Annotated in this window: 18 protein-coding genes; 1 reads left to right on the top strand and 17 read right to left on the bottom strand. The window is 42.4% G+C overall.

Annotation, left to right across the window (positions count from 1 at the left end):
• Positions 1 to 18 precede the first annotated feature (18 nt).
• The 4 genes from IGI88_RS09695 to IGI88_RS09680 all read right to left on the bottom strand — a co-directional run bounded on the left by IGI88_RS09695 (position 19) and on the right by IGI88_RS09680 (position 3,409).
• Complete coding sequence (locus IGI88_RS09695; RefSeq protein WP_016619480.1) at positions 19 to 843, bottom strand: WxL domain-containing protein; 825 nt, start codon at positions 841 to 843, stop codon at positions 19 to 21.
• A gap of 12 nt (positions 844 to 855) precedes the next feature.
• Positions 856 to 1,224, bottom strand: coding sequence for an LPXTG cell wall anchor domain-containing protein (locus IGI88_RS09690; RefSeq protein ID WP_008378002.1), 369 nt, complete (start codon positions 1,222 to 1,224; stop codon positions 856 to 858).
• Between the two features lie 1,186 nt (positions 1,225 to 2,410).
• Positions 2,411 to 2,635 (bottom strand): hypothetical protein, encoded by a 225-nt coding sequence (locus tag IGI88_RS09685; RefSeq protein ID WP_016611282.1) that lies wholly within the window; start codon positions 2,633 to 2,635, stop codon positions 2,411 to 2,413.
• A gap of 378 nt (positions 2,636 to 3,013) precedes the next feature.
• A complete protein-coding gene (locus IGI88_RS09680) occupies positions 3,014 to 3,409 on the bottom strand; it encodes a DUF7006 family protein (protein ID WP_086299117.1) in 396 nt (131 codons plus the stop codon).
• A 487-nt stretch (positions 3,410 to 3,896) separates the two neighbouring features.
• Between IGI88_RS09680 and IGI88_RS09675 the strand changes: the two genes are divergently transcribed.
• Entirely contained in the window at positions 3,897 to 5,384 is a 1,488-nt protein-coding gene (locus IGI88_RS09675; RefSeq protein WP_008377998.1) for a helix-turn-helix domain-containing protein, read from the top strand.
• A gap of 127 nt (positions 5,385 to 5,511) precedes the next feature.
• On the opposite strand, the gene IGI88_RS09670 is transcribed toward IGI88_RS09675, so the two are convergent.
• The 13 genes from IGI88_RS09670 to IGI88_RS09610 form a co-directional block, all read right to left on the bottom strand.
• Complete coding sequence (locus IGI88_RS09670; RefSeq protein WP_008377996.1) at positions 5,512 to 5,874, bottom strand: DUF7006 family protein; 363 nt, start codon at positions 5,872 to 5,874, stop codon at positions 5,512 to 5,514.
• A gap of 53 nt (positions 5,875 to 5,927) precedes the next feature.
• Positions 5,928 to 7,388 carry a helix-turn-helix domain-containing protein gene (locus IGI88_RS09665; protein WP_008377994.1) on the bottom strand — a complete coding sequence of 487 codons (1,461 nt, stop codon included), beginning with the start codon at positions 7,386 to 7,388 and terminating at the stop codon, positions 5,928 to 5,930.
• A 14-nt stretch (positions 7,389 to 7,402) separates the two neighbouring features.
• Entirely contained in the window at positions 7,403 to 8,500 is a 1,098-nt protein-coding gene (wecB, locus tag IGI88_RS09660) for a non-hydrolyzing UDP-N-acetylglucosamine 2-epimerase (protein ID WP_008377992.1), read from the bottom strand.
• Positions 8,501 to 8,532: 32 nt separating this feature from the next.
• On the bottom strand, positions 8,533 to 9,564 hold the full coding sequence (locus tag IGI88_RS09655) for a glycosyltransferase family 4 protein (RefSeq protein ID WP_016619486.1): 1,032 nt from the start codon (positions 9,562 to 9,564) through the stop codon (positions 8,533 to 8,535).
• Positions 9,561 to 10,976 carry a lipopolysaccharide biosynthesis protein gene (locus IGI88_RS09650; protein ID WP_086299116.1) on the bottom strand — a complete coding sequence of 472 codons (1,416 nt, stop codon included), beginning with the start codon at positions 10,974 to 10,976 and terminating at the stop codon, positions 9,561 to 9,563. Before IGI88_RS09650 ends, IGI88_RS09655 begins: the two co-directional genes overlap by 4 nt.
• A gap of 8 nt (positions 10,977 to 10,984) precedes the next feature.
• The gene (locus IGI88_RS09645; RefSeq protein ID WP_008377986.1) at positions 10,985 to 12,238 is read right to left on the bottom strand and encodes an O-antigen ligase family protein; all 1,254 of its coding nucleotides are present in this window, start codon (positions 12,236 to 12,238) and stop codon (positions 10,985 to 10,987) included.
• The gene (locus tag IGI88_RS09640; protein WP_008377984.1) at positions 12,235 to 12,981 is read right to left on the bottom strand and encodes a WecB/TagA/CpsF family glycosyltransferase; all 747 of its coding nucleotides are present in this window, start codon (positions 12,979 to 12,981) and stop codon (positions 12,235 to 12,237) included. The genes IGI88_RS09645 and IGI88_RS09640 overlap by 4 nt, the downstream gene beginning before the upstream one ends.
• Complete coding sequence (locus IGI88_RS09635) at positions 12,981 to 13,628, bottom strand: sugar transferase (protein ID WP_008377982.1); 648 nt, start codon at positions 13,626 to 13,628, stop codon at positions 12,981 to 12,983. Before IGI88_RS09635 ends, IGI88_RS09640 begins: the two co-directional genes overlap by 1 nt.
• Positions 13,629 to 13,641: 13 nt before the next feature.
• Complete coding sequence (locus IGI88_RS09630) at positions 13,642 to 14,283, bottom strand: CpsD/CapB family tyrosine-protein kinase (protein WP_008377979.1); 642 nt, start codon at positions 14,281 to 14,283, stop codon at positions 13,642 to 13,644.
• The gene (locus tag IGI88_RS09625; protein WP_086316894.1) at positions 14,283 to 15,017 is read right to left on the bottom strand and encodes a YveK family protein; all 735 of its coding nucleotides are present in this window, start codon (positions 15,015 to 15,017) and stop codon (positions 14,283 to 14,285) included. Before IGI88_RS09625 ends, IGI88_RS09630 begins: the two co-directional genes overlap by 1 nt.
• Before the next feature lie 40 nt (positions 15,018 to 15,057).
• Positions 15,058 to 16,311 carry a nucleotide sugar dehydrogenase gene (locus IGI88_RS09620; RefSeq protein WP_429960387.1) on the bottom strand — a complete coding sequence of 418 codons (1,254 nt, stop codon included), beginning with the start codon at positions 16,309 to 16,311 and terminating at the stop codon, positions 15,058 to 15,060.
• Complete coding sequence (locus IGI88_RS09615; protein WP_008377972.1) at positions 16,308 to 16,802, bottom strand: hypothetical protein; 495 nt, start codon at positions 16,800 to 16,802, stop codon at positions 16,308 to 16,310. The genes IGI88_RS09620 and IGI88_RS09615 overlap by 4 nt, the downstream gene beginning before the upstream one ends.
• 76 nt (positions 16,803 to 16,878) lie before the next feature.
• Positions 16,879 to 20,484 carry an immunoglobulin-like domain-containing protein gene (locus IGI88_RS09610; RefSeq protein WP_086372619.1) on the bottom strand — a complete coding sequence of 1,202 codons (3,606 nt, stop codon included), beginning with the start codon at positions 20,482 to 20,484 and terminating at the stop codon, positions 16,879 to 16,881.
• Positions 20,485 to 20,546: the final 62 nt, after the last annotated feature.

The following is a 20,546-nucleotide window of genomic DNA, read 5'->3' as shown; positions in this document are numbered from 1 at the left end:
TTCCTTCTTTCTTTTCTTTTAGTTTGTTTCATCGGCTTGCGCCGTTGGAACTGTTTCTCCTGATTGCGAGGTAGTGGTCGTCAATTGCCACGTCAAAGTCGCCACATACAAGGCTGCATCTTTAGCAGTCGCTCCCGGGACGAACAATTGGATCGCCTCATTGCGAACCACCGGCGCCTGGGCTTGGACCTGCGCATTCAACTCATCTTGGTAGCCCCAAACGACGGATGAAGTGCCTGCCCCTTTGCCGGCATCAGCAGTCAGAACAGCTTGTGCTGAACCATTGGCATCCAAACGCAAGCCTGCTTCATGTGCGGCCGGTGCGTTTTCTTGATTGTGGCTATTGTAGTCAACTTCTCGTGAGGCAAAGATGATTTGTGCCCCTCGCAGTTCGTTGTGTTGCGTCCCTGATTCAAACGCACTTAGTGCTACAGTCAAACGCCAGCCAGCATTTGACCCACGGGTATCTTGTACTTGGGCGAAGGAAACATACGGTACTTGGTTTTCTTCCCCTTGGGTATCCGCTAATTGTTGCTTTTCTGCCACCATCGAATAGACGGCATCTCGGTTGGAGATTTCTTGGGTACCAAAATCCAAAGTCGGCGCATAAGCGATCGTCAATGGTCCTGTTTGTCCATCTGGTCCGATCGGCGGTATCTCCACATCGGGGCCATCGGGGCCTGGATCAGGCGGTAACACTTCCGTCGGGTCTCGATCATTGGGCACAAAACTGACTTGCCCATCGGTTTCAGCGACTCTTACTTCAGCGGCGGTCCCTTGGATCCCACCAGTCAAAAGGGTTGCGGCAAGTACGGTGCTCGTTGCAAATCGCAAAAATCTCATAAGATCATTCCCTTATTCTCTATTACTCAACTTTTCTTGTGTTCTTGAGGTTGTTCGTTCTTTTTGGTACCTGCGTGTCTTCTTCACTGTTGAATAGCCAGCGATCAATAGCAGCAATGATCCGAGTGCCGTGGCACTGGAACTTTTTCGGGTATTTGTCTGCGGCAAACGTCCCCCATCCCCGCCAGGTTGTGTCGGTCCGGTCGGTGGTGAAGGTTCTGGTTTGTCTGGTTCATAGACACCCGTGAACTGGACTGAGCCTTCTGTATCGACGGAACGCTCTTCTTGTGCCGAAACTAAAATCGTCGAAGCACTGATCACTTGAAAAAAAGCAGCGAAGATCATCAGTTTGACCCAAAAATTCCCCCTCGCTCTTTTCATTCTCCCTCCCCCTTTTTGACATCATCAAGCCTAAAAACCACCCTTTTTTAGACACCTTTACTTAGACGGTAACCTTGAACAAAGTCGATTGGTCTTTGTTTCAGTTGGCTTCCAAAAACGCTGGGTTTTATCCTCGATATACTTCATTATAGCTATCTTTGTGATGCGGGAAAAATCAATAAATTCACTGGCTGATGAAATCTATGCCTAAATAAAAAAACAAACCCCCGTTTTAAATAAATTATTCAACATAGGATATGGCTAAAGTGAGAAATCCTTAACATCTACCAAAGTGCTTGTTACCATAGAAAAATCATATATCAATCTCCAAAGCACCTGCAGTTCTCCATTCTATAAAAGCCACAATAAAATAACGGTAAAAAAAGAGGGGGGGACTATTATTATTAAGAACGTTCCTCTCTTTTCATCTGATCCCCCAAGCTACGTTTGTCGGGTATTCTTTCTTTTATGTTGTTTTTCTTAGAATCACTAAACTGACAAGAACATGAAGCATGCCTGTCAGTGGTCATCTCCTGCTCGTTTGGTATTTCTCTACGGAAAACAGTTGGGTGGTTCCTCGACGATTGGCGGATCATCAGCTATGGTTCTTCTTTTGGAGCGCCACCTTTCCCATTCATTTTCACTTGTCCAGCCCTTTCCCGGTACTCTTTTGTTGCCAATACAGATGCAGCCAAACCAACGCATACTCCAATAGCTATTGCAGCGCTAAAAACTTTGGCGTCTCTGTCCATTGCTTTATCTTCTCTATCTATTATCCTTCGGTACTCCCTTGAAATGCCGCTTGGCTAAATCAGCCATTCCTCCATGAAGCATTTTATTGACTCTCTCGTATGTAGTTCTTCGGCCATCCATTTTTTGATTACTATTTACAGAACGAATCGATTCTTCCAGCCTCCCCCTTAAGAATTTTTCATTTCCTTGAAAAAAGCTCTCCACGGGACATTTGAAAACAGGCCTATTTGTTAGCACAAAAAAACAGCAAACGATCCCTTCTTGGTTTCACCAAAAGAAGCAAACGTTTGCTGCAGATTTGTTTATGTTAAGTAAGAGCCCACGAAAGGCTCGTCTCGGTCGTACTATTTTATGTATACTTTTGCTTACAAACAAGCGCTTTCTTCCTACTGTAAAAACGCTTCTTTGCTGATCATTGCTGTTTAATTCTTGATCATTCTCCTAAAGATTGCTTCTCTTTCCTTGTTCTGCCACGCTGTACCCAAAAATACATAACCAGCAGAAAGAAATAGCCAAGCAAAAGAATGGTTTGCCCCAATTGAAACCAGCTGCGAAGGATCACAGATATGCTGGGAAAGAAATCATACATGCCGTATTGTGCCACCGATATGCCTACCGACAAGTAGGCAAAAATAATAAAAAGTTTCATTCCGTTCATGTCCTACCTTCAAGCGCTTTTTGCTTTTTTTCACGTCTTACACAGTAATTATTTTATGAAGAGAAAAAAACATTCGTCTTTGTCGTTGACTTTAGCGGTCAATCTGTTGTTTCTTAAAAACAACTCTTACTCAAGCAAGGAAGACCAACCAATTGCCTTCCCCACTGCGTTGTTTGAGTAGTCCATCTGCCCTCTGTCATTCTCAAGGGTACGTTCCACCTGAAAATCATCCTTTTAGCCCCACTACTACTCTCCATTTATTTCTCCAAAAAACTATCTATGAAACTTCCCCAATAGTCTACTGAGCATCATCGTTTCCCATTTATCTCAATTTTTTTCCTAACTCTCAGGTCTACTCGACGTATTAGACATAAAACTTCAGGACTCCGCTAAGTGTTCACTCAAATAAATCAAGCCCATTTTGGGTTTTTGCGTTAACTTTGCCCCCGTGATCTCACGGTAAAAATACTTATGGTCATTTTCTATCATTTCAATGACTTCTTCCTCACTCATCCCAAGGTCATCTAGCAATCCCTCTTTGCGATTGTTGCTGTTTTCCATCAATATTTGCAATTGTGCATCAATCGCCAATAAGTGGCCCCACTGAACAAACAGGTTTTCTTCCTTGCTATGAAAAATCGTTAAAAACTCTTTTGCTAACCGATGATAAAAGGCATTTATTTTTGGAAAAAAGCGTAACACCCCTTGTTTTTCTAGCTCTGTTTGAAAATGCGCCAAATATTCTTCTGCTCCCGCTATCTTTTCTGCCAGCATATTAGCCTCCTCGTAATCTATCTGCATGTTCGTTTCCAGTTTACACTTTCTGGTAACCGTAGATGTTCTTCAACCAATCAATGTCTTCTATTTTCTTTCTCTCTCATTCGTGGATACCCCTCAAGTACACTGCATTTCTAGGTATTGATGGCACATTCACTCATTTGCTAGTTACATTTACTGTTTATTTTCTCCCTTTTGATCCAACCAACAGTTCACAGGTTTCCTCTTGAGAAAAAACAAATACTCCTAAGCATCGGACTATGGTCTCACTATAGCGTCAAATATCCTTAAAAAAAAATAGCAATTTTCACCTGTCGGTGAAAAAACCTACATTGTATCAATTCGTTTCAACCGTTTACATCCACCAGAATAATAAAAAATCGAATATTTAGTCAAATAAAATAAAATTAAACATAAAAATTGAAGTTTTTAACCAATTGTTTATAATGTGTTTAATTCTTTTTTAAATTCAACGGGGGCAACTATGAAAAATTTTCAGCTAAAATTTATCAAAAATCGTTCTTTAATCCGACGATTGCAATTATTAAATGAATTTGAGAAGAATCCATCTGCAACATTGGGCGATTTATCAGAAGTAACAAAAAGCAGTACCCGTACGATCATTGCGGATATTGCCATGATTCGCGAACATTTTAATGATGCGATCGAAATCTATTCCTCTAAGTTTGGGTATTTATTTGAAGAACTTGATCCCGAGGGGTATATCAAACAAAAACAAAATTTAGTTAAAGACGAGCCATTTTTTATGATTTTGGAGAGTATTTTTTTTGATGAATTACAATCTGCTCTGGATTGGAGCTTGACCCTTAATCTTTCTGAACAAGCATTGCTCAGTTACTTAAAAAAAATGAACGAATTATTAAAGCCCTTCAAACTTCGTCTATCAACAAACCCTGTCACATTGATAGGTTCCGAAATCGATATTCGCCGCTTTTTTTGTCTGTTTTATTATGAGTCAGATATCAATGTCAATACGATCTTCCCATCGCTGGATGTCCAAGATGCTGTCATTGAGATCACCAATCTTTTGCATTCAAAAAAGCAACCGGCTTCTACTTTTTCTTACTTTTCCTATATTCTCTACATTACACTGGAACGCAGCAAGAAAGGGTTACAAGTCGAACTTTCACCTGAACTAAAGGACATCTTTTATGCTTATCATTCATTGATTGCTCCAGATACGTTAAGAGAGATCCTTTATTCCTATTTTCATTACCATCTGCCAGAGGACGAAATCATTTATTTGTTACTTTGTCTCATCTGTCGCCGAAAAATCAATCATCCTTCGATCGAAGAATTTTGCCGAAAGTATAATCGCTGGCCTGAGATCCAACAAGTGACAAAAGATTTCTATGCCCTAAATCAAGGCAATTCCTATGATGAACAAAAAGATTTACACTGGTTAGAATCATTTTTTACGATTGTGAAAATACGCGATATGCTCTCGCCCATCATGAATGTCAATATTGACGATCTTACGCAATTCGTCAAAGAGAAGTTTTCCTACGAATATAAGAGAAACTATGCATTTTTGGCAAAACACAAGCTAGTCAAAAAGCTGTATTCATCCTCCTATCTTGACGATTTCTGTGCCAGCTTAACGATTCATATGGAAGCGATCAAAGAAGAAAATTGGGGATCACAACGGACGATCGCTGTGATTTTTGAAGGAAACGAATATGTTTGTGAATATGCCGAAAGTATCGTGCGAAAATATTTGGGTCGCTTCCATACATTGTATTATCCTAATGCCAGTGAACTCTCTCCAACCTATTTAAAAGAAAAGCAAATTGATCTATTAGTCACCAATTATTCGGAGTATACGACAGAATACTTACTGGAAGTAGAATGCGTTCTTCTAAAATCTTTTCCAGATGCGACAGATTGGAATCGATTACTTAATCAAATCAATCCACGGATCTTGCGTCTGGTTGTGTTGGACAATGCGTAAGTCAACTTGCTAGACACTATCTTGTGGAATCATTACGGTCACAAAGCATTTCGAAGTGTTATTTTATAAAAACCATTCTTACCCAACGAGTGGTTGACACTCTGATTTATCTCAGCGATCACAGTGTTCATTTCTCGCTGAGATAAATCAAGCCATGGGGCGCTTTCTGGTTTGTGCCGATCCCTGCCATTTGTCGGTAATAGACATTTTTGTCCTTTTTGATCATTTCGACGATCTCTTCTTCTGCTAATTCGATTTCTTTAAAAAAGTCGTGTCGGAAAAAATCTAAAAACATTTGCAGTTGGGCATCGATTTCTAGCAAATCCGCCATTTGTTGTAGCACATTATCGTACTCGGTATAGCAAATTTCTTTGAATCGTGTTTGCAACTCTGTACATACTTGTTTGATTAAGGGAAATTCCTGCAAGTAACAAAGTTCGCTGTAATTTTTTAAATAGGCTTCTGGTGTCATATGTCCTTTTTTCATCATGATTGCATCATTCCTATCTTTCATCTGAGAATTATTTTGCACCTGGACCATTGTTAAAGTTTAAAGTCGATCAATGACATGAGTCTGCGCCAATCGGTTGAGTTCGGGATTTTATTGAACAATAAATACACGCCAGAACAAGAAAAATTCGACATATGCTCATTATAATTTGTGACGACGATATCAAATTGGTTCGCCTCAAAATAGCCGGGATTGATATCTAATACATTCGGAAAAAAGAGTTTCTGATAACTGCCTAGATACTTACGAGCAGTGACCTGAATTCGTTGCGAGATAAATTGATTCCCTTCTAACAGGAACGCAATTTTTTTAGGCTTCCCCCAGTACAATTCTTTCACACAGTCCATATGAATGGTAAACACTGCGCTGATATCTACGATCATGTCTAAAGACAGACACTTCAGTTGTTTGAATTGTTTTTGTAAGAACGCTGTGTTTTGTGCCATTTCCTCTGGAAAATGTTTTTTTACAAATGAGATCAAATCGGGAATCACTTTGTTCAAGACCGGTGAAAGTTTATTTTTTAGTAAGATCGTCGCAAAAAAAGACTGGATCAAAACCGTACTATATTCCAGCGCATACGGCGGTACGCCTGCCTCCTTTAGATAACGTTGGGTTAGTTGCAGGATCTGCGAGTCTTTGCCTAACTTGTTGCAAAAGTCCCTTTCCATATCAATATCAAACACCGTCCGTTTTCCCATCGATAACGCATAAAAGTAGATGATTTCTTTTTCGGCGATCGTCGTTTGCAAATGGTTCGATAGCATCGTCTTTAATTTTTTCAGCTCAAGATAATACTCTTTACGAAACTGCTTGACGATGGCTGGATCGATCGTGACGTAATGGCCATGAGAGGTTCGCTCTAAAATGATATAAAGCATGTAACTGATTTCCTCAAAGGCAAGATTAGAGAAATTGCTATCGAATTCTTCTTTTTTCAAGTTTAAACCGATCTCATGAATGATCAACGGCGGAAATACGGTATGCGGCGTACTATCGGATTCATAATAAAAGTTCAGAAAAAAATGGCGAATATTGACTTCCTCACCAATAAGATCAACGGTGGTTTTGTTTAATGTCAGTTGGTACTGTGCTAAAATTGGGTCGATCTTTCGAAAATACCGCATCAACGTGGCAGGGGAAATAAACAAAATGTCTGACCACTCATTGATGGTCAATATTTCCCCTAAAAAAATGCTCTCAAAGATGCGAAACAACGGCTCGTTACTGATCAAATTCCGTTTTTTTTCTAAGTAGCTTTCTGTATCGATGACTTGTAGCTGATAGCCACTATTTGACGTTTCCATTTCGATAGCATCTTCGAAATACTCTTTAATGTTTTGTAAATCTTCAATGATGGTTCGGCTAGAGCTTTTGATCACTTTTGACAACCCACGGATCGGTGTATGAGAAGCGTGCTCCATATGTTCTAGCAAATGTAGCCACCTTAGCGTCGTTTTACTAATGACAAAAGATGATTGGAATTGTCTCATAGGTTCGCCTTCCTCTACTCGAAATAACTTTTTAATTCAGCCACGATCCGCTCACTGGCTTGTCCATCTCCATAGGGATTTTTGGCTTGCGCCATCTGTTTGTATGCTGCCTCATCAGACAATAAATGAACGATTTCTGAATACACATGCTCCTCATGGGTACCAATGAGTTTCAAAGTCCCTGCTGCCACCCCTTCTGGGCGTTCCGTCGTTTCACGTACGATCAAGACAGGAATCCCCAAGGAGGGTGCTTCTTCTTGAATCCCTCCTGAATCGGTCAAAACAAGGTAGCTGTCTGCCAGTAACTGATAGAATGCAGGGGCATCCAATGGTTCGATCAACTCAATATTTTGCTGCCCTTCTAAATAGCGCTTGGCTAGTGTACGGACACGAGGGTTTTTATGCATCGGAAAGACGATCGTCAGTGCGGGATAAGCAACAGCGATCCGTTTTAGTGCACGAAACACTTGTTCCATGGGTTGCCCAATGTTTTCTCGCCGGTGCATTGTAACTAAAAGGATTTTTTTCTCACTGATTGGTTTTCGGTCTTTTTTTTGTGCCAAGGTGTGGTACAAAGCATCAATAGACGTATTGCCAGTAACGACGATGCGGTCTTGTGGATGATTTTCTTTTAGCAGATTTGCCTGGCTTTGATCTGTAGGGGCAAAGAGAAAATCTGCTAGTTGATCAATCAACCGGCGATTCATTTCTTCTGGAAACGGATCATTCTTGTTACCTGTTCGTAGCCCAGCCTCCACATGACCAATCAAGATCTGCTGATAAAAAGCGGCCAGCGCAGCTGCCACTGCCGTCGTCGTATCGCCATGGACCAACACTACGTCTGGTTCTTCTGATTGAAAAATACCTTCGAGTCCTTCTAAAATACGACTGGTGATACTAGACAAGGTTTGATTTTCTCGCATGATAGCCAAGTCGTAATCAGGGGTCAGCTCAAACGCCGCTAATGTTTGCTCAAGCATTTCTCGATGCTGCCCTGTCACGACGATCTTTGATAGAAAGCGTGGATCATTTGCTAGTTTTTTTATGACCGGTGCCATCTTGATGGCTTCTGGTCGTGTACCAAAAATAGATAATACCTTTATTTTTTGCATCGTACTTCTCCTTTTTTTCAGCAATTTGAGCATTAATCAAGTTGCTTTTTGTAAATCTTCTGCCAGCGCTTCATATACGACGTTAAGGCATACTGTTGCTCAATCGTTGCTCTGGCTTGTTGGCTGCTTTTGATTCGTTCTTCCTCGTTAGCTAACAGACCGCTCAACGTCTCGATCATTGCTTGAATATCACCGGCAGCTACTAGGTAGCCGTTTTCACCCGATTGGATCAACTCTGGGATTCCCCCAACCTTCGTCGTTACATTGGGGATACCTGCCGCCATGGTTTCTAAGATCGCCATCGGCAAGCCTTCGTGATAAGAAGGGAGAAAATGGATGGCTGCCTTACGAAAAACAGCTGGTAACGCATCGGTTGCTACCCACTCATTTAAGAACACATTGGTGAGAGCCTCTTCTTGGAGCTGTTGGGCAACCTGTTGATTTTCTTGATCGCCAAATAACATAAAGCGAATCTCGGGAAAGGAAACAGCCATTGCTTTTGCAACTGCCAACAGATCAAAACTGCCTTTTCTTTGCCCGATCCTGCCAAGAGTGATGATCCATTTTGCGGTGGGGTCATAAAAGGATTCCTCCGGCACCGCTACGGCATTTGGCAAGACCTCGATTGAGGTATCGGTAATCGTTTGGTAAAATGCTGACCAGCTACTACTTAGCACTACGAGCTGATCCACCCGAGCTAAGGTAAAACGGACCCACCACTTTGCCCACGAAGGACTGTTTTGATAAAACTGGTCAAATTGCGAAGCATGCATATGAAAAATCGTCTTGCAATGTTTTGGTGCTAGCAACAACAGCAAACTCTTGCGATAGAAACTGCCCTTTTGCGCAACGTGGAAATGAAGGATCTGGCACCTTTCTTTTTTGATGTGCCGACGAAACGTAAGAAACGCTTTGATCTGCGTCCAATATTTTCCTTTTTCCGACCAAGTCTTATGGACGACGAAACGCACGTCCTCTGGCGCTTTTGCTTTTTGGAAATTATGAATGACCGTTGCGATCCCCCCTTTTGCTGCTGGATCTGGACCGATAAGTAAGATATTCATGCTTTGTTGATTTTCCTTTCTTGTACAAATCTAGTTACCTGCTTTAGTTCCTTGCGATAAAGAACAACGACGAAGAGCATCAGCAGCAAAACGAGGCTCTTTTCCAGCCAAAGAGTCCGATTGAATGCCGTAAACAGCGCAAAGCAATACAGCATGATCGAAAGGCTGATTTGGCGTTTGACTGAGAACCCCTGCCAATAGGTCATCGAAAAATATGTACGGGCAAAAAAGAAGACCAAGTACCCTAATGCCGTAGCACAAGCCGCTCCTGTGGCGCCAATTGTCGGTACGAGTAGGAGATGACCAAGGGATGTGGCTAAGACCGCCAACAAAGAGGCAGCAATATTCAAATGACTTTTCTTATAAAAAACGATCCCGAGATTGGTCGTTTCACTGATCGTCATCATCAAGGGATAAAAACATAACAAGGGAAACAAGTACTGGGCCTCTAAGTAGTCTTGCGACAATAAGATGACGATCGTTTCTTTGAAAAAGACCATCAGTAAAAAGAAAATCGACAAGACGAACATGATAAAGTGACTGACTCGTTCGTAATAAATCAATGGTTTGCCTTTTTTGAACCATTCATAGGAGGTGGGAATCCAAAAATTGGCAAAACTAACTTGTAGAATCATCAAGGCACTTGCCACTTTGAATGCAGCCGTGTAGATGCCCAAAGCGGCAAAATCAGCAAAATAGCGCAGCATCATTTTGTCGATAATCATTAACAGGCTATAGAGGAACGTTCCCACCACCGTCGGCAAGCCAAAACGACTCAGCTTTTTGATCAGGTTGCGATCGATTTGGCGAATGAGCGGCATAAAAAGCGCCAGGTTTGCCAGAATCAACAGACAATCACCGATAATCTGACCGAAGAGCATGCCATAGACCACCGTAATAAACGTCGGCGGACCAAAAAAGAGAAACAGCAACGTGATGAACAAGACCATGAATTTCACCAAAATACTGTAAACGGAGAACTGGATCGCTTTGTTTTGCATTCGAACCGTTAACAAAAGAAACCGTTCAAAAATCAGCAGTCCCGACGAAAGAGCAAATAAATAAATCGCACGGGTGTACTGTGGAGATTCAAATAAAAGCTGCGAAAAAACTGCCGCAAAAACCACTAGGATCAGCTGAAAGAAAAATGAACCGAGCAACGGGACGAGCATCGCTTGTTGCAATAACTCGCGTTTGTTTTCGTGGTCATGGTATTCCCTCGTAAAGGCTTGGTCGAAGCCGAGATAGATCACGTATATCAAAAAGGTCTGTGCAAGGAAAAACATACTGGTCTTCCCATATTCTTCGGGTGTCAAAAAGCTGGTCGTTACGGGCAAAAGCACCAAGTTTAAGACCGCCGAACCTAACGAACCGAGGGAGAAAAAGCCCAGCCTCAAAAGTAATTTTTTCAATCAGTTGTTCACTCTTTCTCTGTTAAAATAATGCCTCCACAAATCAATCCTAAAAAGGTGGAAGACAATGCCGAATACAAAACATGCCCGGCAAAAAAACTATAAAAAAGCACCACGATCAAGGCAAAACTATAAACCGATCGTTTTCGTGGCTGAAAGGCCAAATAGACAAAATAGGCGAGCATTAGCAGCAATAACGCTATTCCCAGTAGGCCTTGCCCGAAAAGGGTGTCGAAGAAGTCCATTTCAATTAAGCCAAGACGACCAAAGTGTGCCAAACGGTATTCAAAGCCTTGGCCAAAGATCATGGTAAAGTGTCGGGCCTCATCATTTAAGAAGGCGTTCATCCCACCAATCAAAAAATCACTTCTTGAACTAGAAAATAGCCGGATCAAGTCCCCGTCGAAAAGATGATAAAAATACACCATGCGAAGATAGGTTCCTTCGACGGCTTGGATTAGCAATGGTAGTCCTTGAATAAGCAGCCAAGCAATCGTAATAAAACTCATAAACCAGATAAACAATTGTTGCAGAAATGCTTTACGTTCAATGCCTAGCACCAATCGGATTAAAAGATAGAACAACACACCGACACCATAAAACACGCCGGTTTTCGTACCGACCAAGACCAAACAGACGAAATTTCCAGCGAATAAACTAGCCAAAAACAGTGAAAACTTATGGGTCTGTTCTTTGATCGAAACAATTAGTGCCTGGACTGTAAAGGTGATTGAAACAATAAAGGCAAAGCTCGTATCATTATTGGCAAAGAAATAGCCTTTATACCCAGCATCAGAATTGTCATAAGTTTGGTAGCCTAGCCCTAAAAAATAAGGAATCAGTAGCCCCAAGGTGAAGCAGACACTGATAACAATAAACAAGCTGTCGTAGTGCAGTTTGGAGAAGTCGTTTTTTCGTTGATAGACATAATAAGGAATCAGTACCCATAAGAGGTATTTGATATACACCGATAGATCCTCGATCACCCACTGCCAGCTGTACCCTAGAAAAAGTGCTTGTAACAGAAAAATCGTAAGCGTCACAGCGATAAACCCATACGTTAAATATGTATAGTAGCTATGGGGAATCTTTTCTGTCACGATCATAATCACTAAGAACAAAAAGAACAGCAAACGGTAGAACACGCCAATGGGAAAAGGAATGCCCAGACTTAGAAATAAGCCGTTTAAGACGTCGATTATCGGAAAAATGGCCACAATCCCCAGGAAGAAGCGGTGATGGCTTTGCTGTTTTGATTTCATGCGTTTCTTCTTTTTTCTCCCCACACATACTGTAAAAAGCGTAAATTTCCTATGATATAGCGATCAAACATCCTGACTGGCTCTTGCGCAAAGCGATAAAACCATTCCAAACCTGCCCGCTGCATCCACAAAGGCGCTCGTTTGGTTTTGCCTGCGACGATATCAAAGCTGCCGCCAACGCCCATCGCAAATGGCACTTGCAACACTTCGCTGAATGTATCGAGCCAAATCTCTTTTTGCGGGCTAGAAAAAGCGACAAACAGCAAGTCTGGTTGCGTCCGTGCAATCTCTTTTGCCACGTCCAATGATTCGACTTCGGAAAAATAGCCATGGTGAAAACCCGCTATGTTCAGGTCGGGATAGAGCTGTTGGTCATGTTTGACGACGGCTTCTACGACTTCGGCAGTTGCTCCTAAATAATAAGGACGCCAGCCTTTTTCTGCTGCCAATTTGACCAGCTCGCGAAAAAGATCGATGCCTGTTACCCTTTCTGGTACCGGGCACCCTAAATATTTCGCTGCCCAGACAATCGACTGCCCATCAGCCGTGATCAAAGCTGCCCGATTGACGATCGATCGCAACGAGGGATCTTTTCGCATCAAGTTTATTTTTCCCGCGTTAATTGAAACATGCTGTGCGGGCATCCCCTGTTCGATCATTGCCTCGATCTTAGTAATGGTTTCCTGAAAGTTTAAGGAATCGAGATTGCTGCCTAAAAGTGATACACGTACTTGTTGCTCCATTAGAATGCTCCTTTGGGTAAGAAAACAACGCCAATCGTTTTCATAATTATTTTCAAGTCCAATAACCAGCTCAGGTTATTGATGTAATAGAGATCCAATGCGACCATCTCTTGAAAGCTCAATTCGTTTCGTCCACTGACTTGCCACAACCCTGTGCACCCGGGTGTGACACACAATCGTTGCTTGTCTTTTTCTGAATAACTGACGACTTCTCTTTCTAAAGGAGGACGGGGGCCGACCAGTGCCATCTCCCCTTTCAAGACATTGATCAATTGGGGCAGTTCATCAAGACTCGTTTTTCTTAAAAAACGGCCTAAGCGCGTCACTCGCGGATCTTTCTTCAGCTTGAACATGGCCCCTTCAATTTCGTTTTTATCAAGGTATCGCCCTAATAATTGATCGGCATCAGGCACCATCGTTCGAAATTTGTACATCACAAACGTGGCCTCATTTTTGCCAACACGAACTTGCTTAAAAATAATCGGTGCCTGCCAGTTAGAAAATTTGATCCCTATACAAATCAGCAGTAACAGCGGGCTAAGGACGACTAATAAGCCCAAGCTAAAGATAGTTTCTATCGTGCGTTTCCAACGTAAATAGCTAGTCGCTTGAACCCTTGACTGCTTGTCTAAAGCGGGTCTTTCCACAAAGTTCCCCTCCTTAATAATAGTAATTTTCACCCGTGTCCGTGCCATTCGCCACGACACCTAAGATGTTTGCGTTAACTAGGCGTAGCTTTTTGACGGCATTTTTTGCGGATTGTTTGTTCGTTTTATCCGCATGAACGACTAAAAGTACACCGTCGACTTTCTTGGCTAGGATCAAGGCATCCGAAACGACATTGACTGGTGGCGTATCAATAATGACCACATCGTATAGTTGTTTGACCTCTTGCAAGGCTGCGGTCATTTTCGAAGAAGCGAGCAGATCATTAGGGTTTGACATAATGGCTCCACTAGTGATGATTGAAAATTCGCAATCTTCTAAAATCACTTGTTGGACACAGCTTTCGATCGAGATGTCCCGTCGGATATAGTTGGACAAGCCCACGTGCATTTCTTGTGAAAACAAATAATGTTGGGTGGGTTTACGCAGATCCGCATCGATCAATAAGGTTCGGTTCCCTTTTTGGGCATAGGCGACCGCCAAATTTGCCGAGACCGTGGATTTTCCCGTACCGCTTTCTCCTGAAGTAATCAAAATCGTTTGAGCATCTTGTTGTTGGCATAAATAGTCGACATTTTCGCGAATCAACTTGACTTGTTCGCTGATGATGGAATAATTTTCCTTCATGCTACGCATCACACACGCTTCCTTCCTCTAAAGCTTCTCGACTGGATGGTTTTAAACGAAGCAACTCGTTTTTCTTTGCTTATCTCTCCGATGACCTTTACCCCTAAGACCTCTTCGATTTCCGTATTCGAAGCAAAACTGCGCTCAAAAACCAACAGGAGGAACACATACGTAAAAGCGAAAAGAAGACTTAAAAAAGTGGTCAAACTGTACAACAAAAACTTGTTTGGACGAGCAGGCGTTTCTTGTGGCAAAACGGTTCCTTCTGCTAAGATCGTGACATTATCAATGTTCATGATTTTAGGGATCTCTTCACTAAAAACGCTGGCGGTCGTATTGGCGATTTCGGCTGCGATCTTCGGACTTTGATGGTAAGCGTTGATTTCGATGATCTGCGAGTTGGTGGCATTGGTAACACTCAAAATCTCCGACAATTCAGACACATCGTAGCTTTCCTCTAGCGCCTCACTGACTTCATTTAAGATGCGAGGACTCATGATGATGGTGCTATAGGTACTGACGAGTTGAAGGTCTGCCTGAATCGTCTGGTTTTCCAGACGATTGCCAGCTATCGTTTCTGACTGACTAATCAGCAACTGTGCACTTTTTTGATAAATGGGTTCAGCAAACAGGGTTAGATAAAGCAACATCGCTAGTAAGGGAATACTAATGATCATGAGGATCCAGCCTATTCGTTGCTGAAGGACTTGCTTCAATTTTTTCATATTTATTTCTTTATTCATTGGTTTTCCCTTTCAATAACAGAAATAGCAATCAAACCATTTACTGGGCGCTTGGTAATGACCCAAGAGAATAGGCAGCCTCGAACCTCGTTTTACCTGTCACAATATTTTTCGTGTCAAAAACGATTTTTTGTTTCATCGCTTGAATGGCTGCCGGCGCTATGTCTTTAAAGGCATCATGGTCACAGAGGATCAATGCCAGATCACTGTCTGTTAGTGCTGCTTCAATTTGTGCAACATCAGAAGTGGCGACATAAGGATCATAGGTAGTGACTTGCAGAGCTTTCTTTTGTTTCAATCTTTTGGCGATCTCAACAGCCGGACTTTCTCTGGCATCGTCAATGTTGCCCTTATACGCCAACCCTAGGACCGCGATTTTGTTTCCACCATGAATCGCTAAGATCTCTTCGACTTTTTTTATAATGAATTCAGGCATCTCTGTATTGATCATCCGCCCCAATTGAATTAACTTCGCGTCATCAGGTGCTGCCGCGACAACAAAATACGGATCGACTGCTAAGCAATGACCGCCGACACCAGGTCCCGGTTGATGGATATTGACCCGTGGATGCTGATTGGCTAACTCAATCACTTGGAGTGCATCAATGTTTAGGCGATCCCCAATTTGGACCAATTCATTGGCTAGTGCAATGTTCAAGTCGCGATAGGTGTTTTCCATCAATTTCGATAGCTCAGCGATACTTGCAGAAGTCTCCAGCACGTTTCCTTTGACGAAGGACTGATAAATGCGTTTGCCTTGTTGGGTGCAAGCGCTCGTCATGCCACCAATGATTCGATTGTTCATCACCAGCTCTTCAAAGATTTTCCCTGGCAAAACTCGCTCTGGGCAATGCAACAAATAGAGATCTTCTCCAATGGTATAACCTGCTTTTTCAAAAAAGGTTCCAACGATGTCTTCCATCGTGCGGGGTTGAATGGTCGATTCAACAATGACTGTGTTGCCTTTTTCAAGATAGGGTAAGATAGCAGCCATCGCCGCTTTCACGTAGGACAAGTCGCAACTACCAAATTGATCGGCGATATTTGGCGTTGGTACGGCAATAATAAAGACATCCGCTTTTTCTGGTACCAACTGTGCCTTGAATGTCTTTTTCGCTAAAGCTTGTGCTAGATAGCGATCAATGTCGGGTTCTTCGATTGGTGCCTGACCTGCTTGAAGTGATTGAACGACTGTTTCTGACACATCAACCCCAACGACTTCAATCCCATGGTTTGCAAAAGTAAGTGCTGTGGGTAGCCCGATATACCCCAATCCAATAACGTTTACCTTCATTCGCTCTTAACATCCCATTCTGCTAATTGTTCTTCACCGGGTTTATAAATCAGTTTTTTCGCCACTTGTCCTTCTTCTAAAGCAAAGGAAACTTGTCCAGTGATGGTTTCACCTACAGCGATCTCATTGCCAAACATCGCCATGGTATGATCAAGTTCAAGAAATTCTCCCTCTTCAGTTTCTAAAAGAAAATCAATCGAACCTAATCCAGCGGCAACTGATCCCATATTTTCTGCTGTGATGGTAAATGTATGTAATACTTGTTCCCCATCTTCTGTTTTCTTTTGATTGATTTCTTGTTTGTCGATGATGATCTTTAATCCACCAATGATCGATTGCGGCTCGGCATTGCTTTGATCCGTGATTTGTTCGATTGGTTCGCTGCCTTGGGTAGTATCCGTCTTTGCTTGGTCATCCGTCGAGCAAGCCGCTAAAAAACTCCCCATGAGGGCAAGGCTAAAGAGGCTAACGATTTTTTTCTTCATGTTCATTTGCTTTCTCTCTTTCTATCAATGAAGAGCCCCTTGCAACAGGCAAGGTACAAGGGGCTCTCGTAGTTTCTGTTTCTTATTCTGTGATTGAAACGGTTGCTTGTGCAATCTCTCGTGTACTTAAGTCAGCAAAGCGATGCAATGCATAGATCGTCATCTGGCTGTCTTTTGTCACACTGTTGGCTTGTTCTTGGTTCAAGTAGGCGGTAAAGGTACCATCCGCAAAACCGCTCACCCACAGGATCATGCCATCAATTTCAAGTCGACCAAAGTTGATGTCATCTCCTGTATAGGTTCCCGTAACGATTCGATCACCTAATGTGTAAGGGTTTGGCGTAATTGTGCCAACAAATTCTTTGTCGATAGTGACTACACTACGATCCAATTCGGTGTCTACCGGACGGCCACTAACAACCTCCCGATGGTAAGCAACCAATTCAACTGTTTCCGCATCGCGAATCAAGTCGCGGGTCGTTTGATTGACAAAGTAAGTAAACGTCTGGTTTGCGGTGTTAAAGGTGCCTCCCCATGAAATTGAACGTCCATCAACGATCAAGTTGGCGAAATTCACATCGCCTGTAAAGGTTCCAGTAATTTCACTCTCTGTCACTTTGAAGGCTGCTGGTTGAATCGTGCCTGCTGCTTTGACGATTTCTATCGGCTGCAACACCAGCTTATGATCAATCGTTTGTCCATCGACTGTTTCACGATGGTAGGTTTGCAATTCTACTTTCGTTGCCGTTCTGATCTGTTCTCTAAATTGTGCGTGAACAAAGAATTCAAAGCGGCCAGTTTCTTTATTGAATGTGCCACCCCAGTTCCCTACTGACTGTCCATCAATCACTAAGTTGGCAAAATTGATATCTCCCGTAAAGGTTCCCGTAATCATGGTATCGGTGTAACTGTATTGATCCGGTGTGATCGTCCCTTGAAGTTGATCAATCACTGTTACTTCTTTGGTTTCTAGCACTTCGATGGCTTCCGTGTTACCGTTAATTTGGCGGTTCAACGCTTGGATCTCAACTTTATCGCCCGCTTTGATTCCAAGATTCGCTACATAAAACGAGAAGGTGCCATCGGCATTGAAGGTACCACCCCATGCATTAGAAGGCGTGCCATTGATCACTAAACGTGCAAAATTGACATCACCCGTAAAGGTCCCTGTAATCATTGTTTCGCCAACACGGTATTGATCCGGTGTGATCGAACCAGCCAAATCTCTAGTTAATTCAACGGTTGTCCGATCAAGTACTTTGCCATATTGATCCAAGGCTTCGATTTCTACGACATCATCTACGGATTGGATGCGATTGCCGATAAAGAATTCAAACGAACCATCAGCAAAATTCCCACCACGAACGGATGATCCATTTACATACACACGGGCAGATACAACATCACCGGTATACGACCCTCTCAGGAACTGATCGGCCGAAGAAACATTGTAGCTTGCTGGTGTAATCGTGCCTTCAGTGTTTGCTGGATCAGTGACAACGATCGTTGAAGCAATATTTGATTGCAATCCATCGATGCTTGCTTGAGCAGTAATAATTGTTCCCGCTGCTTGTTGATCAATCTCTACTTCAAAATTGCCATCACTGTCAACAGTGGCATTTTTCGTTTCATCACCAATCGTGATTTCCACATGTGCATCGGGTTCAGCTGTTCCGCTAACGGTAGTGGATGTGGTTGTCACCTCATTCAATGTTGTTTCGGCGATCGTTGCTCGCTCAACCATGGTTTCTGCAATATTTGATGAAATGCCATTTAAGGTTGCTTGGGCGGTAACTACCGTACCAGCTTGTTGTTTCTCAATCGTCAATGCATAGATGCCATCACTACCCACTCGTCCATTCGCAATGATCGTGTCACCGGCTTTGATCGTAATCTCAGCATTCGGCTCAGCCGTTCCCGTCACACTTGTGGAGTCAGTATTTAGCTCGGAAATCGTTGTTTCGGCAATCGTTTCTTTTTCACTATCCTCTACAACTGTTTCTGCAACCGATTGAATACCATTGGACGTTGCGGTAACAGTCACTTTTGTTCCAACTGCTAATGGTGCGTTCGGAATCGCAAATTGATAAGTTCCATCACTTGCAACGCGTCCCGTTAAACTTCCTTGTCCTTCAATAGTGACTGCTAAATCGGCATTTGGCTCAGCTCGCCCCGTAATGTGCGTTGAGCTTGTGGTTAAGTCGTCAATGGTCGTTTGTTGAATCGTTGCGGTATCCACAAAGTCACCAAAAGCGATTTTTCCGATTTGAGAACTATTGAATGTTGCGTTGAAGATTGAGTCATTGGATTCAATTCGCGAAGTAACTTGTTTGTTCGTATAAGTATTTAGTGAGAAAGAACCTTGTCTAAACTCTGGATAATTAAAGCTGGGCTCTCCTGAAAAATCAGCTGATCTTCTCCAAGTTTGCATTCCTGTCGATGAGTGGATCGTGTAGTTCGTTGTTCCTGGATAGGACCCAATTGCGGTTCCATTCGTATGATTGTTTTGGATTCGAACATTTGATCCTTCGTGGAAAGTGCTTGATTGTCCAACGTTTACCGTTGAATACGTGCTTCTTCCCACGACATCCAGTGTTCCCCCAGATAATACGGTCAAAGCACCTCGCAACCCCAATGCTTCTTGTGTTTTTTGCGTATTTGGCGCACTTGTGATCTTAAACGTTGCATTCGAATTAACTACTACGCTTGAGGCACTTCCTTCGATCAAGACTGCTTTTGCTGTATTTGAAGGATTGTTTTGAGTAACGTCTAATAAACTGCCTTCACCTAAATCAATTCGACCACCACTTGCAAGATAAATCGCACGAGCTGTTCCATTGTTATTTGCAACTACAGAAGCACCACTGCCGATATTCATTCGGACATTCGAAGTAGCCCAAATCAAGGAACCTGCATTTAATCGGTTTTCGCCAAAGAAATTAGCTGAAGAATTGCTAGCGGCTAAATAGAGTAAGCGCCCCGTTGCATGACTATTTTCATGAGTAACGTTTGTGAAGGAAACACTGGACGTTCTATTTTGATAGATCGTATTTGTTGCATGAGCCACGATTCTCACATTTCTGATACTTAATCCTTGATTTACCGTATTTCCATACAACCGAACATTATTCCCGAAGGTTAACGTATGACCATTACCTTCAATCGTTTTGGTCGTCCCTGTCCATGTCACACTACTGGTCATCGTGATGTTATTGGCTAAGCTGATTTGTGTAACCGTCGCATTGGCTAACGCTGTCCGTAATTCAGCATCAGATGTTACTTGGACACTTGCCCTTGTTGAACGGGTTTCAGCAGCGTCTTCTGATGATTCGTTAGAATTACTTTCTGAGGTTTCTTCATTTGGTGCATCCGCTTGTTCATCATTTTCTGCGACTTCATTATTTTCTGAAGAGTTCTCAGTAGAAACTTCTGTTTGAGCTTCTTCACTTTCAGTAGGAGAACCCTCTGTTTCCTGAACTGCTTGCTCATTGGTTGCTGTATGGTCATTTTCTGTGCTTTGAGTTGCTTCACTATCTGATAATAAATTTGGAGCTTCTATTCTCTCTTGTGTCACTCCTGAAGAATTATCAGTTTTTTCTGTCGCCATCGCATTTATTGGCAACGCCGATAAAGTTAAATGACTAATCAACAATAAACCTGTGACTTTTTTACTAAATTTGTTATTCATAAGTAACTCCTTTTTCTCTATTCTTTCTCTTGTACTTTAAAGATTCATTTCACGTTTTTATC

This window comes from Enterococcus sp. AZ179, from assembly GCF_050498885.1.
GTDB lineage: Bacteria > Bacillota > Bacilli > Lactobacillales > Enterococcaceae > Enterococcus_D > Enterococcus_D entomosocium.
This window is presented reverse-complemented; position numbering and strand designations above follow the sequence as displayed.

Coding starts and splice junctions, on each gene's coding strand:
- IGI88_RS09610 (WP_086372619.1), bottom strand. CDS start 20,484: ATGAATAACAAATTTAGTAAAAAAGTCACAGGTTTATTGTTGATTAGT.
- IGI88_RS09670 (WP_008377996.1), bottom strand. CDS start 5,874: ATGATGAAAAAAGGACATATGACACCAGAAGCCTATTTAAAAAATTAC.
- IGI88_RS09645 (WP_008377986.1), bottom strand. CDS start 12,238: ATGAAATCAAAACAGCAAAGCCATCACCGCTTCTTCCTGGGGATTGTG.
- IGI88_RS09615 (WP_008377972.1), bottom strand. CDS start 16,802: ATGAACATGAAGAAAAAAATCGTTAGCCTCTTTAGCCTTGCCCTCATG.
- IGI88_RS09640 (WP_008377984.1), bottom strand. CDS start 12,981: ATGGAGCAACAAGTACGTGTATCACTTTTAGGCAGCAATCTCGATTCC.
- IGI88_RS09695 (WP_016619480.1), bottom strand. CDS start 843: ATGAGATTTTTGCGATTTGCAACGAGCACCGTACTTGCCGCAACCCTT.
- IGI88_RS09675 (WP_008377998.1), top strand. CDS start 3,897: ATGAAAAATTTTCAGCTAAAATTTATCAAAAATCGTTCTTTAATCCGA.
- IGI88_RS09690 (WP_008378002.1), bottom strand. CDS start 1,224: ATGAAAAGAGCGAGGGGGAATTTTTGGGTCAAACTGATGATCTTCGCT.
- IGI88_RS09665 (WP_008377994.1), bottom strand. CDS start 7,388: ATGAGACAATTCCAATCATCTTTTGTCATTAGTAAAACGACGCTAAGG.
- IGI88_RS09685 (WP_016611282.1), bottom strand. CDS start 2,635: ATGAACGGAATGAAACTTTTTATTATTTTTGCCTACTTGTCGGTAGGC.
- IGI88_RS09625 (WP_086316894.1), bottom strand. CDS start 15,017: ATGAATAAAGAAATAAATATGAAAAAATTGAAGCAAGTCCTTCAGCAA.
- IGI88_RS09680 (WP_086299117.1), bottom strand. CDS start 3,409: ATGCTGGCAGAAAAGATAGCGGGAGCAGAAGAATATTTGGCGCATTTT.
- IGI88_RS09620 (WP_429960387.1), bottom strand. CDS start 16,311: ATGAAGGTAAACGTTATTGGATTGGGGTATATCGGGCTACCCACAGCA.
- IGI88_RS09655 (WP_016619486.1), bottom strand. CDS start 9,564: ATGAATATCTTACTTATCGGTCCAGATCCAGCAGCAAAAGGGGGGATC.
- wecB (WP_008377992.1), bottom strand. CDS start 8,500: ATGCAAAAAATAAAGGTATTATCTATTTTTGGTACACGACCAGAAGCC.
- IGI88_RS09630 (WP_008377979.1), bottom strand. CDS start 14,283: ATGCGTAGCATGAAGGAAAATTATTCCATCATCAGCGAACAAGTCAAG.